General features: G+C 57.8%; 13 protein-coding genes and 1 pseudogene. 5 read left to right on the plus strand and 9 right to left on the minus strand.

Annotation, left to right across the window (positions count from 1 at the left end; translation table 11 throughout):
* Positions 1-436: 436 nt before the first annotated feature.
* Positions 437-844: a cupin domain-containing protein gene (locus C5J26_RS15160; protein WP_172745870.1), complete on the minus strand. Its 408-nt coding sequence runs from the start codon at positions 842-844 to the stop codon at positions 437-439.
* Between the two features lie 98 nt (positions 845-942).
* On the opposite strand from C5J26_RS15160, the gene C5J26_RS15165 reads away from it, so the two are divergent.
* Positions 943-1,836, plus strand: a complete 894-nt coding sequence (locus tag C5J26_RS15165; protein WP_105402506.1) for a LysR family transcriptional regulator — start codon at positions 943-945, stop codon at positions 1,834-1,836.
* 235 nt (positions 1,837-2,071) lie between these two features.
* Here C5J26_RS15165 and C5J26_RS15170 read toward each other — a convergent pair whose 3' ends face one another.
* Entirely contained in the window at positions 2,072-2,290 is a 219-nt protein-coding gene (locus tag C5J26_RS15170) for a hypothetical protein (RefSeq protein WP_105402507.1), read from the minus strand.
* 85 nt (positions 2,291-2,375) lie between these two features.
* Here C5J26_RS15170 and C5J26_RS15175 point away from each other — a divergent pair, with 85 nt between their 5' ends.
* Complete coding sequence (locus tag C5J26_RS15175; RefSeq protein WP_105402508.1) at positions 2,376-2,993, plus strand: TetR/AcrR family transcriptional regulator; 618 nt, start codon at positions 2,376-2,378, stop codon at positions 2,991-2,993.
* A gap of 35 nt (positions 2,994-3,028) precedes the next feature.
* On the opposite strand, the gene C5J26_RS15180 is transcribed toward C5J26_RS15175, so the two are convergent.
* The gene (locus C5J26_RS15180) at positions 3,029-3,355 is read right to left on the minus strand and encodes an isochorismatase family protein (RefSeq protein ID WP_105402509.1); all 327 of its coding nucleotides are present in this window, start codon (positions 3,353-3,355) and stop codon (positions 3,029-3,031) included.
* Positions 3,356-3,382: 27 nt separating this feature from the next.
* Between C5J26_RS15180 and C5J26_RS15185 the strand changes: the two are divergent.
* Positions 3,383-4,386: pseudogene (locus tag C5J26_RS15185) on the plus strand (GlxA family transcriptional regulator).
* A 44-nt stretch (positions 4,387-4,430) separates the two neighbouring features.
* Here the strand turns inward: C5J26_RS15185 and C5J26_RS15190 are convergent.
* The 4 genes from C5J26_RS15190 to C5J26_RS15205 form a co-directional block, all read right to left on the minus strand.
* Positions 4,431-5,687 carry a sodium:proton antiporter gene (locus C5J26_RS15190; protein WP_105402510.1) on the minus strand — a complete coding sequence of 419 codons (1,257 nt, stop codon included), beginning with the start codon at positions 5,685-5,687 and terminating at the stop codon, positions 4,431-4,433.
* A gap of 64 nt (positions 5,688-5,751) precedes the next feature.
* On the minus strand, positions 5,752-6,483 hold the full coding sequence (locus C5J26_RS15195) for an alpha/beta fold hydrolase (RefSeq protein ID WP_105402511.1): 732 nt from the start codon (positions 6,481-6,483) through the stop codon (positions 5,752-5,754).
* Positions 6,484-6,621: 138 nt separating this feature from the next.
* The gene (locus tag C5J26_RS15200; protein WP_105402512.1) at positions 6,622-6,840 is read right to left on the minus strand and encodes a hypothetical protein; all 219 of its coding nucleotides are present in this window, start codon (positions 6,838-6,840) and stop codon (positions 6,622-6,624) included.
* Complete coding sequence (locus tag C5J26_RS15205) at positions 6,837-7,139, minus strand: hypothetical protein (protein ID WP_105402513.1); 303 nt, start codon at positions 7,137-7,139, stop codon at positions 6,837-6,839. Before C5J26_RS15205 ends, C5J26_RS15200 begins: the two co-directional genes overlap by 4 nt.
* Positions 7,140-7,933: 794 nt before the next feature.
* Between C5J26_RS15205 and C5J26_RS15210 the strand changes: the two genes are divergently transcribed.
* Both C5J26_RS15210 and C5J26_RS15215 read left to right on the plus strand, forming a co-directional pair.
* Positions 7,934-8,293, plus strand: a complete 360-nt coding sequence (locus tag C5J26_RS15210; protein ID WP_105402784.1) for a response regulator — start codon at positions 7,934-7,936, stop codon at positions 8,291-8,293.
* 87 nt (positions 8,294-8,380) lie between these two features.
* Positions 8,381-9,454 carry a sensor histidine kinase gene (locus C5J26_RS15215; protein WP_105402514.1) on the plus strand — a complete coding sequence of 358 codons (1,074 nt, stop codon included), beginning with the start codon at positions 8,381-8,383 and terminating at the stop codon, positions 9,452-9,454.
* Positions 9,455-9,726: 272 nt separating this feature from the next.
* On the opposite strand, the gene C5J26_RS15220 is transcribed toward C5J26_RS15215, so the two are convergent.
* Both C5J26_RS15220 and C5J26_RS15225 read right to left on the minus strand, forming a co-directional pair.
* Positions 9,727-10,716, minus strand: a complete 990-nt coding sequence (locus C5J26_RS15220; protein ID WP_105402515.1) for a TIGR03885 family FMN-dependent LLM class oxidoreductase — start codon at positions 10,714-10,716, stop codon at positions 9,727-9,729.
* Positions 10,713-12,356: an alpha-amylase family protein gene (locus tag C5J26_RS15225; protein ID WP_245441180.1), complete on the minus strand. Its 1,644-nt coding sequence runs from the start codon at positions 12,354-12,356 to the stop codon at positions 10,713-10,715. The genes C5J26_RS15220 and C5J26_RS15225 overlap by 4 nt, the downstream gene beginning before the upstream one ends.
* Positions 12,357-13,315 lie beyond the last annotated feature (959 nt).

The raw sequence follows: 13,315 nt of genomic DNA on the forward strand, positions 1-13,315 counted from the left end.
GCTCGCGAAGATCATTGGATAAAGGTGCCGTCATGAGATGCTGGCCTCCATCCAGCCAGCACCAATGAATCAGATCAAAACTGATTTGGGAATCGACCACGATTCAGAAAAAGGCGGAAACGCTCTAGAACCTCCGCGCTCGTTTCGGGACGGGGAGAAATATCATTTGGATAGGCAACAGGTAATCCTTGCAATCCCTTGTGCCGGAGCTTCGACTTCGGTGGAAAGCTTGGTGGAAGCATGGGGGGCGGGTCTCAGAGGCGCGCAGTATTTGGTCTCAAGGAAATCTGGACCGTCAAGTTGCAGCGGCAGATCGCGAATAGCAACTTGATGGCTGCCCTGATCGAAGCCGGCGGGGGTCGCGAGGGCATATTCGTGGGGAGCGAACAATCTAACGTGGGGACGGGGTTTGCCCTCGCGACTTCAAGCTCGGCAATCAGACCGGATCGGCAAACGGCGTTTCGGGGTCGCTGATGTAGAACAGAACCATAACCGCCGGACTGTCGGAACTGAGATTCCGGCCCGTCATTCTCACGCCCGAGGGTTCGACGAAAACTTCACCTGCTCCGATAGGGATCGGGTCGTGGCCGTCCAGCTCGAGGGTAAAGACCCCCTCGAGCATGTAGACGGTGACTGGAAAACGATGGGAGTGGTACGGGGTCCTGTCGCCGGGCTCGAGCCTGGCGATGATCACCCGAATTTCCTGAATGCCCCCGGTCGGGAGTGCATCCGTCAACTGCTTGTGGAGGACCGTGAGTTTCGCCACACCGGTGATCCCGGCGGAGGTGGTCACCCCCAGCTGTGTTCCGGCAATTGCTTTGTCGACGTCCATAACCTTGTGCATCGCGTGTCTCCCTGAGTGTGAGACAAATCTACGCCTGATCCCAGGATACCGGGAGCCGCAGACTTGCAAAGGCTCGCCGCAAAAGCGCATAACGAAACATGTTCGACTGGAACGATCTCAAATACTTTCTTGCCGTGGCCCGTCATGGCAGCACGACGGCTGCCGCCAAGGCAACCGGAGTCAACCAGTCAACGGTGCAGCGCCGAATGGTCGAACTCGAACGCCAGATAGGGCAGCCTCTCGTCCACAGGCACGCCAGCGGCTACCAGCTCACGGAGTTCGGGCAGCTGCTTCTGCCGAAGGCGCAAGAGTTGGAGCAGGCGGCGCTCGCGATCGAGCGGCAGACACAGCTTTATGTCAGCGAATTGAGCGGCGTTGTCCGGCTGACCTGTCCCGAGCCGCTGGTGTCACGCATCAACGGATCGCAACTACTGGAGCAGTTTCAACTGCAATATCCGGAAATTCGCGTGGAGTTCGTGATGAGCGATGGCTATCTCGATCTTTCAAAAGGAGAGGCCGATGTCGCCTTGCGCTCGGGCGAACCTTCAGATGAAAATCTTGTAGGCAGGAAAATCGCCGACTCGATCTGGGCGGTCTATGCGAGCCGGACCTACGTCGAGCATCACGGCGCGCCGAATACCGCAGCAGACATTGGGCGACACGCCATTGTCGGATTCGACGGGGCGCTTGCCAACCATCGGGCTGCGAAATGGTTTGCGTCAGTGGCTCCAACTGCAAGAGTCGGCGCGCGGAACAACAGCGTTTTGGGTGTGCTTCACGCGGTCAAGTCGGGATTGGGCGTAGCCCCGCTGCCGACCACGATTGCGCAAATGCATGATGACCTCGTGCAGGTGCTTCCTCCGGTAGAGGAATTGAACCGGGGCTGGTACCTTCTGGCTCATCCAGACATCCGGAAAACGCCGCGGGTTAGAGCCTTCTTCGAGTTCGTCAGCAATCATAATTCGCTGGTCCGCCCCATACTCATGGGCTAGGTTCACGGGATCCTGTTGGCCGGGCGACAGACGAGATGGAATAGCCATAGAGCTTCAAATCCTGAGTCTCGATGTTTTTCTCCGGTTCTCAAGATCGTTTTCATCGGTATCTCCACAGGCTGAATTCGTGCGTCCGCTAATTGAGAATTACCGTCATGTGTCGTGGTCCAGGGCCACAACCTCCATCTGAGCGTTGGCAAATCCGGACATGAGTTCAGAGCCGCGCGAAAGGAAGCTAAATCGCGCAGCACGCTGCCCCAATGGGACGGTCGTTTCTCGACGAAGCTCGGGTTACCGTGGCATCGAGGTCGCCGGGCTCACGCTTCAGCTCTTTCGATGCCCAAATCATCTCCTCTCGAAACTCGGCCGTCGACCATCCGTCCGCGCGAGCCAATAAGAGGATCATCGGGTCGGAGAGGATTTGGTTGAGCGTCAGATCGTCATGTCGTGCCATTTTCAATCCTCTCCCGATCCTTGACTGAGCTATGGTGGGGTGTTACCGGTAAGTAACATCAGAACGTTACCGACCGGTCACACCCATGTCAAGTTCGAAATCTCCAGATAAAGCCGCCGATCCTTCCTCTCCGACGGCCATTCCTCCCCGTGAGCGCATCGTGTCTTCAGCAGCGGACCTTTTTCGAAAATTCGGGATTCGAGGGATTGGCGTAGACGCCATTGCGGAGGCCGCCCAGACGAACAAGATGACGCTCTACCGAAAATTCGGTTCAAAAGACGAGCTTCTTTGCGCAACTCTGCGCCAGGTGACGCAACGGGCGGGGGCCATCTGGGACGAGCTGGAGAGAGATTTCTCAGGAGACGCTGCCGCGCAGTTGAAGCGATGGGTCGAATTCCAGGTGGACCGTCTGGAGCAGGAACCCGGCGGTTGCGACCTGGCGAACGCTGCCGTCGAGTTGCGTGACAGCGATCACCCAGCCCACGCGGTTGTTCAGGAATTCAAGAATTCCCAGCGCAACCGACTCGCGGCGGTGTGCGAGGCAGCAGGTTCGTCGAACCCAGAGCTGCTGGCGGACACGTTATCCCTTCTGCTTGAAGGCGCTCGCGTCAGCGTCCAGACAAGTGGGCCTGAAGGGTCGAGCCGACGGTTCAGGGAGTCGTGCGAGGCGACTATCGCGGCGTTTCATCGAAGTAGGGTTTGACGACAAGTTCTCGATCGCCGTCAACTCAGTATCGACTAGTTCGCCAGATATTCTTCGGTTGACACTACCCGCCCGTAACCAAAGGCCAGCGCGGACATGTACGCGGCGTGGACCTTGTCGGCGGACACGACTTCGCCTCTGAACTCCAGGTCGCGCTCCGCTCCCTCCGTGCCCACGGCAAAGAAAGGGCCGTCGGCTGCGCTCTCGTGGCGAACATTGATGACGAGATCACCGGACCGGCGAGCGGCGTCGACGACGCGTGCTGCGTTTTCCAGTGCTGCATCTATTCCTACCAAAGGAAACCTTCCCGCCGCCAGATAGTCATTCTGCAGGTCAACAACGATGATTGCTCTCTTGCTCATAGGACGTCCTTTCAAAGAAGCGGGCGTATGGACAAACCAGTAGATTTTACGGAAATCGCAATTCTCGCCTACGAGGGCGCTCAAACTGCGGCTGTGCTGGGCATGACTGATTTGCTGACTGCCGCCGCAGGCATCGCCTGTCAGCGACATGGCGTCAGCGAGCCTGCCCTCGGTGTGAGCCATTGGACACGTGCAAACGGAGATGATGCGCCCGCGAGAGTGTTCTCTTCCGACCCTGCCGGACAAGCGGGCCATCCGACTGTAATCGTAGTCCCTCCGGGCCTGGGGGATCCCTTGCCGGAGACGGAGGCGCGGTACTACGCAGCTTGGCTTCGCTCCGAGCATTCGCGAGGAGTGGGCCTGTGCTCAATCTGCAAAGGCGCATTCTTGCTAGGGGAGACAGGGCTTCTCGCCGGCCGAACGGTGACGACCCACTGGACCTACGAGGAGAACTTCGTCGCGCGTTTTCCCGACGTCAACCTGAACACCGACCGTCTAATCATCGACGATGGAGACATACTAACGGCTGGCGGCGTAATGGCCTGGGTCGATCTTAGCCTGATACTGATCGAGCGGTTTCTCGGATCGATGATCATGCTCGAAACCGCGAGAGCTTTCCTTGTTGATCCGCCCGGCAGAGAACAAAGCTACTACAGCGCCTTTTCTCCTCGGCTCAACCATGGTGACAGTGCAATCTTGAAGGTTCAGCACTGGCTTCAGGCCAGCGGCGGCAAGGAAATGAGCCTCGCTGGCTTGGCAGGCCATGCTGGGCTAGATCCGCGAACCTTCATGCGAAGATTCAAGAAGGCAACTGGTCATATAGCAGGCGAGTATATTCAGCGTTTGCGTATAGAATCGGCTCGTGACCTTCTCCAGTCTTCTCGCGAGCCGGTGGACGCCATTGCGTGGAAGGTCCACTACAGCGATCCCAGCTCCTTCCGGAAATCTTCACCCGCATTATTGGTCTCACCCCCGCCGAATATCGTCAGCGTTTTCGCATGCGCTCGCTTCGGAACCTGGCTCGGGGTTGAAGGTGCCTCCGCTGTCCGAGCAATGCCTGTAGATAGACATGAGCTCAGTCAGCCTCCCGGCCGTGCCGCCGATCCAGCCAACGCATCGCGGGCGTCACAGTGAGCCCGTGCATTAGGATCGAGACGAAGACGACGAGCGAGAGGATGACCCACAACCGGCCGCCGTCCTCGAACCGCCCGTGATTGAGGCCATAGGCGAGATAATAGAATGAACCGACGCCCCGAATGCCGAAGAAGGCGATGGTGATTTTCTCGGTGAGCGTCGCGCGAACCCCGATAAGCGCTAGCAAGCCGGTTACAGGGCGAACAACCAGCAATATGAGCACGACGGCGACAATCTCTATCCAGCCGATACTGGACAGCAAGCCATTGACGATAGCGCCGCCAAAGGCGAGCAGCAGGAGCATCATTGCGATGCGTTCGATCTGCTCGGTGATGTCGTGCATGTCGCGCTGGAAGTCGTGGCTCCGATGGGAGTTGCGCAGTGTCAACGCGGTAACGAAGACGGCGAAGAAGCCATAGCAGTGCAGCAGCTCGGACACGCCATACGACACGAAGGTCGCTGCTATCGCTACCAATCCGTCGCCTGTCTTTGCCAGCGTATCACCGGGCATTTTGAAGGTTGCCCAACCAAACACACGGCCGACAAGCCACCCACAGCCAACGCCAGCGATCGTCTCCCAGAGGACATTCAAGGTCAGCCAGCGAGCGAACCAGGGTTCTCCCGTTGTGGCCGCAAGGCTTAAAACGATGGCCAGATGCACGAATGGAAACGCGAAGCCGTCGTTCAGGCCCGCCTCCGACGTCAGCGCAAAGCGAACAGTGTCTTCACCCCCTTCCTGTGGGCCTGCAACCTGGATGTCGGCCGCAAGAACAGGATCGGTGGGCGCAAGGCTTGCTGCCAGCAGCAGCGCGGCCACAACGCTTAGGCCAAGGATTGTCGTGCCGATGAACGCTATCGCGATGATGCTCATCGGCATCGTGATCAACAACAGCCGCCAAGTGGTTCCCCACCCTTTAAATGAGAACCGGCGGTCAATCTTCAGGCCTGCGCCCATCAACGCAACAAGAACCACGAACTCCGTCAAACGTTCGGTGGCGTAGGGGTATGCACCTGGCGATGGGTCCAACGTCACATACGGGGAGGTAAAGATCAGGCCACCAATCGCCAGACAGACGATTGGAAGCGAGAGCGGAAGTCGGCGAAGAGCCAGCGGCAGCCACGCCACCAATGCGATGAGAAGCCCCGCGCCTGTAAGCGCCACTGCATAGGGGTCTGGTTCCCAGCCGTGAATCAACAAGGGTTGGACCTAACTCGCCGTTGCATGAGGTGTGACCCCTTGGGCCATGCAAACCGTGAAATGGTCACTTGGGGGCAGCATCAAGACGTTGCTTCAACAACCAGTCCCATAATTCTGGATCGTTTAGAGTCGCCCATTCGATGTCCGAGTGGTCCACGCCTTCCAGGACACTCAGTCGAGCACTACGTTTCAGCGCCTTGAGGCGTTCGTACATGATGACGGAATCTGATAGGAGGATGACGTCGTCGTCTGTCCCGTGGAAGACCCAGAAGGCAGCCTTCTCATTCGTCCTGCTGAGATAGTGACGATTGCCACCACCTGCAATCGGAACCACTGCGGCAAACTTGTTCGGAAACTGTTCTGCCATGGCCCAAGCCCCAAAGCCGCCCCGACTGTAGCCGACGACGTAGATACGGGAGCGGTCAACCCGGTACTTTGAGATTACCTCCTCAAGTGCCGCTTCTACCTTCTCGATGGGGTAGAGCAGTTCCTCGCTCGGGTTTTGAGGCGAGAAGACCAGGAACGGGAACTGCTTGCCGTCTTCGATCAGTTTCGGCATGCCGCTCGATTTGACCTTCTCGATATCGCCTCCACCTTGGTCACCTCCATGAAGCCATACGACGAGCGGGTAGGAGTCGTTGGACGTCTCATATCCGTTCGGCGTGTACATCAGATACTTGAGGTCGTTTTTCACGGTTGCTGTCGAGGTCATGGCAATTTGATCAGCATGTGCCGCACCAAGCGTACATATCGCCAGCGCGGCGACCAAAGCTGTAGACAAAATCCTTCTCGTCATCCGTTCACTCCTCAATGGCGGTTAACAATGGTCGCATGTGGACCTGCACCCGAACACTCAGCCTCCGTAGGTTGCTTTCCCGGACTTCGACTAGTCATACGGGAAATCGATTATGCTGCCGACAACCCGGCTAGGTCGTTACCCTGGGTTTATGTTCGGGAGGTTCGTCTCAATCTCTCGACGTTTGCTTTCCGGCAAACTGTCGATCTTGTCACGCCAGAAAGCTGCCGCCTCGTCCGGTTCGTCATCCCACAGTCTGGTGTCGACGATGTTGTCATCGAGCTTGGCTCGGCGCTTACCACCAAGCCGAACATATTCGGCAGCGAGGCGAGCGGCTTCCGTCGATGGCCCCGTCATCGTGCAATCCCATAAACAAAGCCGACGATTGCCGCCAAGGCAACCGACGCTATTGGCTGAAGGCGAATCTGATACTCCACTTCCTCACGCATTGTGCGTGGGGCACCGGCAACGGCTGGTGACCGTGGCGTGATTGGACGGCGACGCACTGCCCTCTGCAGACTCCGAAGCTCGGCCTGCAACTCTTCGAGTTCCTTGCGCTGCTCGTAGGCAGGAGATGTGCCCGCCTGCGTTCCCATACTTTCATCGACTTCGTTTGAGGAGGCGGTGACGATTGTCTTGTCGGAGGTACTAGCCATTTCGAACCCTTCCTGAGCGTTGCGTGGAGAACGGTGCTTCGAGCGGAGAGTTCCGGGGACGGAACGCTTCTTCATACAGGGACGGATTGGTGCTACCCCGGATGTGGCTCCCCGCGATGGGAAAACATTCACGACCGCCTATAATGGAACAGAGAGGGATGCCGTTTCGATTGAAGAACCCATTCGATCTCGATAGCAGTTATACACGCTGGCGACGGGATCGATCGGCTCAAGCAGCCCTCAGGTAGAGGTTAGGCAGATAAGTCAGAACTGCCCGATTTGCCTTCATTTCTGGTCGAGCCGGGTTCGCATCCAGGGCGAACTTGGTCACCTTGACGGTCTAGTCCGCCGTGACCCTATCCGCAACCCGAGCCATGGACTCACCATCGCCCGCGTCGTCCTGAAGACCTGCCTGTGTTTGACGCTCTGACGGGGCGGTCCTCATCGTTGACGGCTTATGGGCACGCAACAAAGCGGATATTTGTGTCGTGACAGACGGTATCGAAACGGAGTCACAACCCAGCCGGCTTTCCCTCATTTGGTAGATGGGACAAATGGATGCGAACCCTTCGGCAATCACTCCGGGCTCGGCCTTTGAAGAAGTTAAAGTTACAACACGGTGAGCGCCCCTGCGGCAATCAAAGCTGAATTGCTTGCCGCCGGCGATCACGCAATGACGGTTACCTCGCACGTCCAGTTGAGCTAAACGCTGTTGCAGTCGAACAGGAACATGTTGCTCCGCCAGAGAGTTTGCTTGCGTGACACAGATCAGATCGGTGCAAATGGTGCAAATAATGTCGCGGACGACCATACTGGTGATCGAAGATGAGCCATTGATACGCATGGCGATAGCGGACGATTTGCGCGACGCCGGCTTCCACACCCTGGAGGCAGCAAATGCTGACGATGCCCTTGGTATTCTTTCTACCGAGGCATCGATCGGCGCGATCTTCACCGACATCGATCTGCATGGCGAGTTGGACGGGTTGACGCTTGCCTGGATTGTCAAGGATCGGTGGCCGCCGATCGGGATCATCATAACATCTGGAAAGCGGCGGGTAGAACGGGACCAGATGCCGGACCAGTCGCTTTTCTTTCCGAAGCCCTATGCCCATCGAGCAATCATTGCGGCATTGGCGCGGCTAGTGTCGTAAGCCACCGATCGTTGTGCGATAAATCCCCTAGCCCTTTCTTTTGATGGCGTGTTATGGACTCCCGCTGCCCGACACTGCGGATACTCCATGACAAAGCCCGACGATCCGAACCCGCCGTCTCCGACCCCTTCCGATCTCCCGCATCTCGCGGAAGCGCTCGACGACAACCGGTTTCGGCAGTTTCTCGATCACGTCCCTTTCGCGGTCGCGGTCGCGGAACTTGGTCACAATGAAACCCTCATCTATGGAAACATCGAATTCGAACGCCTGACCGGAATTTCGGCTGAACAGCTGCAGGGGAAAACCTGGTCTGTCCTTCCCCCGGCTGCCCCCCTTGCAAATGGACCGGAACTCGCTGAGGCTTTGCTCGAAACCGAAGAATACCTCGGTGCTTTCAGCCTCCCGGGCGCCGCGGAAAACCGGGTCGTCGACGCCTGGTCGAATACGATAGTCGATGACGCCGGCCAGCCTCTCTTTCGGCTGTTGGCGATGTCGGCGCGCGACCGCTCCGAGGACCAAGCGGCCATGACCGAGGCGCTGGCGGAAAAGGATGTTTTGCTGAAAGAACTTCAGCATCGTGTCAAGAACAACCTGCAGATGATCACGGCGTTGATCCGGATGGAGGCGCGAAACGCACAGCGTCTCGAAGAGAGTGAACGCTTTCATGGCCTAGCGGGGCGGATCGAGGCGCTGTCGATCCTGTACCGGTCACTCTATGCCGGCAACGACACCGAAACCGTCGATCTCGGAACTTATGTCAGCCAGATAGCTTCATCGGTGATGGCGGTCCATGCGGTCGAGGGCATTCGCCTGGACATGAAGGTCGATACGTGGCCGGTCTCGGTCAATGTCGCCATGCCGGTAGGCCTTGTTGTCAATGAGCTCATGACAAATGCCCTGAAACACGCTTTCAGTGGTCGTGACGGCGGTGAGATCAAGGTGCGCTGCACCGTCGATGATGAAGGCTGTAAGGTTCTCGTCGCTGACGATGGTGTTGGACTTTCGGATAAAGCCGATTGGCCGAGACGAGGCAAGCTCAGCGCCATGATTGTTCAGTCGGTTAAGCACAACGCGAATGCCGAGATAGAAGTAGATTCTGGACCCGGCAAGGGCATGGCGGTAACGATTGCGTTTAGACGGCGGGACGCTGTAGACGCCTGACTAGGGCATCCTCCGTCCATCGCGGGTGCAGTGGATCACGCGGCGGTTCGCCATGCCGCGCGCGCTTCTAGCAGTTTATACGCTGCTCCTAAAGATATCATGATGCGCCAATTTCCAATCGCCGCCGCCCCTGTCTTAGTCAAGGAAGCGGGCGAGAGCGCAAAAGTCTGATCCACGCGGCGCAACTCTCATGTTCGAATCCGGACAGGAAGCGGCAACTGATCCCGCAGGACGTTCTGCCTTACTGAAGGACCCCGCTCGCGGGCGACCGCTCATCTGCCAGTATCGCGTGTCCCGCTGAACTGGTTCAAGACGCTCTTCCCGAAAATATTGATGAATTCACGCTGATTGCGCCCGACATTGTGGATATAGATCTGTTCGAAACCCATGGCGATATCGGCCTCCAGCCACTCGACATGCTGCCGCAGATCGGCCGAGATGCGTGCATGCTTGTCCATGTCCTCGGGCCGCACATTCGCACAGGCACCGTCGAACTCCTCCGGCAACCGAAGCGTTTGCGACACGGCTGCAGACACAGCATTGCTTCGCCATTGATCGAAGGCGTTCGCCCGGGCCTCATCCTCGGAATCGGCATAGGATACATGGACCTGCAGGTAGAGCGGCTTTCCTATCCCGCCCCCTCTCCGGAAGGCATTGATGATGTCGCTGAGGTTTTCCCGCGGCTGGTTGATCGTGATCAGCGCATCTGCCCAGCGTCCCGCCCATTCCGCGGTCTCGGGCGACAAAGCGCCCGCCACGAGGCGAGGCAGCTCCCCGGGAAGAGTGTGAATTCGCGCCTCGTCCACCTTGATCGGACCATCTCGGTTGACAAGCTTGCCCGACCACAGATCGCGTATGATCCCGACTGCAGATTCCAGCCGTTCATTGCGCTCCCGTTTTGAAGGCCAGCGCTCGCCGGTGACGTGCTCGTTCATTGCCTGGCCGCTGCCGACAGCCATCCATGGCAACCTTCCGGGAAACATCTCCGCAACCGTGGCGGCCGCTTGCGCCGTAATCGCGGGATGATAGCGCCAGCCCAAGGGAACGGTGATGATGCCGAATGGAATGGATTGCGTTGCCTGCAGCGCTGCACCCAGCCACGCCCATGCGAATCCCGATTGACCTTGTCGCTCGCTCCAGGGTGTAAGGTGATCGGAGGACATCACCGCTTTGAAACCTGCGGCTTCCGCAGCCTGGACATAGGTGACGAGTTCGCTTGGCGAAAACTGCTCATGGGAAGCGTGATAGCCAATGAGCGTCATGATCCGTTACCCTCCGAAATAAGCCAGCGATAAGCATAGGGCTCAAGTTCCAGGCGCGGATTCTTGGCGATGTCGAATTCAAAGTAACCAATCAGATCACGGAAATGTCTGGGCTGCATGCCGCCGAAATTGATTTCGACCCTGCTCGTTCGGCCAGCCAGATTGTGCACGAGCAACAGCAGGTCGCCCGCATCCTCAAAGCCGTGAACGAGAACTGCTGGATCGGTCGCGCCGAGCCTCACCGACCGTCCCTTCGCGAAAATCGGCTGGTTTCGACGAAGCGTGATGAACCGTCGAACCCTGTTCAACAGAGAATTGGGGTCGTTCTGCTGATCGGCTACATTCACTTTCCGGTAGCAAAACGGTCCGTCTGTCAGCACCGGCTGACAAAGCTTTCCGGAATTCGCGGTTGAGAATCCTCCATTTTTCCCACCCGACCACTGCATCGGTACCCGAACCGAATTCCGTCCGGTTTGAGAAAGATCCTCGCCGATACCGATCTCATCCCCATAAACGATAAGAGGCGGTCCCTTCAGCGAGAAAATGATGCTCAAGGCCAGTTCGATCCGGCGCTGCTCGCCATTCAGCATCGGGGCGACACGGCGCCGGATGCCACGTCCGAAGACCTGCATTTCTTCTTTCGAGGCGAAGGCTTCGAATACCGACTGCTTCAGATCAGAGGGGACGCGAGAAAAATCGAGTTCGTCGAGATTGCGAAGGAAATTGACCCAATCGCAACCGGGTGGCGGCTCCGGAAGAAGGCTCAGCCCTTGGTTGATGGGGGCGGCTTCTTCTCTGGCAAACCCTGCGAACAGATAGCAGGCAAGCATGAAGTTGAGCAGAAGCTGGAGCTGCTCACCCTCACCAAAGAAGGAGTCGGACGCCTGCGGCGGAAGATTGACCTCTCCGAGAAGAACCCCACCCGGTCGGCGGTCCTGAACGTACGCCCCGATTTGCCTAAGAATGCCGTGCGGATCGCGGGGATTGGCGTGTTCAAGCCCCTTATCCGCAATGATAAGCGGAGCTGCATCCAGCCGAAACCCGCTGACGCCGAAGGCAATCCAATAATCCACGATGCGGAGGATTTCTTCGCGCACCTGGGGATTGGCGGCGTTCAGCTCCGGCTGAAATTCGTAGAAATTGTGAAAATAGTAGGCTCGCGCTACCTCGTCATAGGTCCAGAGACTATCCACCTCGCCGGGAAAGATTGACTTGGCGCCTGCTGCGACGGGCGGAGGGTCGCCGCTCCAGACGTAATAATCGCGATAGCGTGTCTTATCGTCTCGCCGGGCCGCCTGGAACCAGGGATGCTGATCGGAGGTGTGATTGACGACCAGATCGATGATGACGCGGATGCCGTGTTCCCCAGCGTTGTGCAGAAAGGCCAGGAAATCATCAAGCGATCCGACCTTGGGGTTAATGCTATAGAAATCGCTGACGTCGTAACCGTTGTCGCGGTCGGGGCTGCGGTAGAACGGCAGGAGCCAGATGCAGGTGATGCCAAGTTCGGAGAGATAAGTCACCTTCTCGGTGAGCCCTATGAAGTCACCGATACCATCACCATTTCCGTCGGCGAACTTCTCGACATCGACGCAGTAGATAACGGCTTCCTCATACCAGCTGTTGCCTCTGTCCGGCACGCCTCCGTCTCCTGTCATTCTCTTATCGAAAGTGCTTAACGGCCGGGAGGTTGGCATGTTCCATGGGGACGTTCGCCCATGTCGATCAATGCCCTGCTCAGGCCTGGAGCCAAGGTGGCCAGAAAATGTTCTCCGCTCAGGCATGGTTCCCCAAGACAGAGGAATAATCAGGCCTCGGCGTCCGGCTATGGAGCAGTTCGCCCCGCTCCTTCAGAACCAAGTAGGCTGCTGCAGCAACCAGATCTGCCTGAGATCGCGGATCAGTCGAGATGCAGAGAACTGCGCAGAGAACCCGGCCGGCCCCGCCATCGCCTGCATCGACGCAGCAATCGCGCTGGCAGAATTCTTGAGCCACTACCCGATCAAACAGCGAAGGCGGGCGCATCCAAAGGATTCGTGGTGCTGCGCGGTATCGGACCGAAGTCGCAGAGCGCTGGGAAGCCTTGCGAAGCAAGTAGCTGTGTCTAGAGCCGATTGGGTTTCAGACTCCACACCCCGGCAGCAGCACTGGAGCCATCCTCTGAACGGCAGCGGACGATCGAATTTGTTTCTCTCATCCGTAGGCCACTGCTGGAGCGGTGATCATTTGAAGCAAGACCTATAGTCCGCATTGACTAGTAGTAGCATCTCCGCGATTTCGCGCTACTAGATCTTCGCGAAAAGCGTTGACGAGCCGGCGGCCGGGGGAGTGTGGATCCTTGGGTCGCCGATCCATTTTGGCGTTAGCCTGCACTCCAGCACCTTTAAGCAAAAGCGCCTTCGGCAACGACGCCCACGAGATCGGTTGACGAAGGCCGACGCTGATGCTGGTATCAGCCAGTCGGTCATTCAGTAGCTTAGGAAAGTGACGAGTGGGTCGACGGTTCGAGTCGGTTCAAGAACTTGGATTCCTTCCATTTGTCAAAAGCTGCTCGGCTTGGCGGTGTGATGGAAAGATGCACAATTTTGTTTTCGCTTCG

It is taken from the genome of Neorhizobium sp. T7_12 (assembly GCF_002968535.1).
GTDB classification, from domain to species: domain Bacteria; phylum Pseudomonadota; class Alphaproteobacteria; order Rhizobiales; family Rhizobiaceae; genus Neorhizobium; species Neorhizobium tomejilense.

What these genes read in the sequence shown, in the direction of transcription:
- C5J26_RS15160 (WP_172745870.1), bottom strand. Translation starts at nt 844, where the DNA reads ATGCACAAGGTTATGGACGTCGACAAAGCAATTGCCGGAACACAGCTG.
- C5J26_RS15165 (WP_105402506.1), top strand. Translation starts at nt 943, where the DNA reads ATGTTCGACTGGAACGATCTCAAATACTTTCTTGCCGTGGCCCGTCAT.
- C5J26_RS15170 (WP_105402507.1), bottom strand. Translation starts at nt 2,290, where the DNA reads ATGGCACGACATGACGATCTGACGCTCAACCAAATCCTCTCCGACCCG.
- C5J26_RS15175 (WP_105402508.1), top strand. Translation starts at nt 2,376, where the DNA reads ATGTCAAGTTCGAAATCTCCAGATAAAGCCGCCGATCCTTCCTCTCCG.
- C5J26_RS15180 (WP_105402509.1), bottom strand. Translation starts at nt 3,355, where the DNA reads ATGAGCAAGAGAGCAATCATCGTTGTTGACCTGCAGAATGACTATCTG.
- C5J26_RS15195 (WP_105402511.1), bottom strand. Translation starts at nt 6,483, where the DNA reads ATGACGAGAAGGATTTTGTCTACAGCTTTGGTCGCCGCGCTGGCGATA.
- C5J26_RS15200 (WP_105402512.1), bottom strand. Translation starts at nt 6,840, where the DNA reads ATGACGGGGCCATCGACGGAAGCCGCTCGCCTCGCTGCCGAATATGTT.
- C5J26_RS15205 (WP_105402513.1), bottom strand. Translation starts at nt 7,139, where the DNA reads ATGGCTAGTACCTCCGACAAGACAATCGTCACCGCCTCCTCAAACGAA.
- C5J26_RS15210 (WP_105402784.1), top strand. Translation starts at nt 7,934, where the DNA reads ATGTCGCGGACGACCATACTGGTGATCGAAGATGAGCCATTGATACGC.
- C5J26_RS15215 (WP_105402514.1), top strand. Translation starts at nt 8,381, where the DNA reads ATGACAAAGCCCGACGATCCGAACCCGCCGTCTCCGACCCCTTCCGAT.
- C5J26_RS15220 (WP_105402515.1), bottom strand. Translation starts at nt 10,716, where the DNA reads ATGACGCTCATTGGCTATCACGCTTCCCATGAGCAGTTTTCGCCAAGC.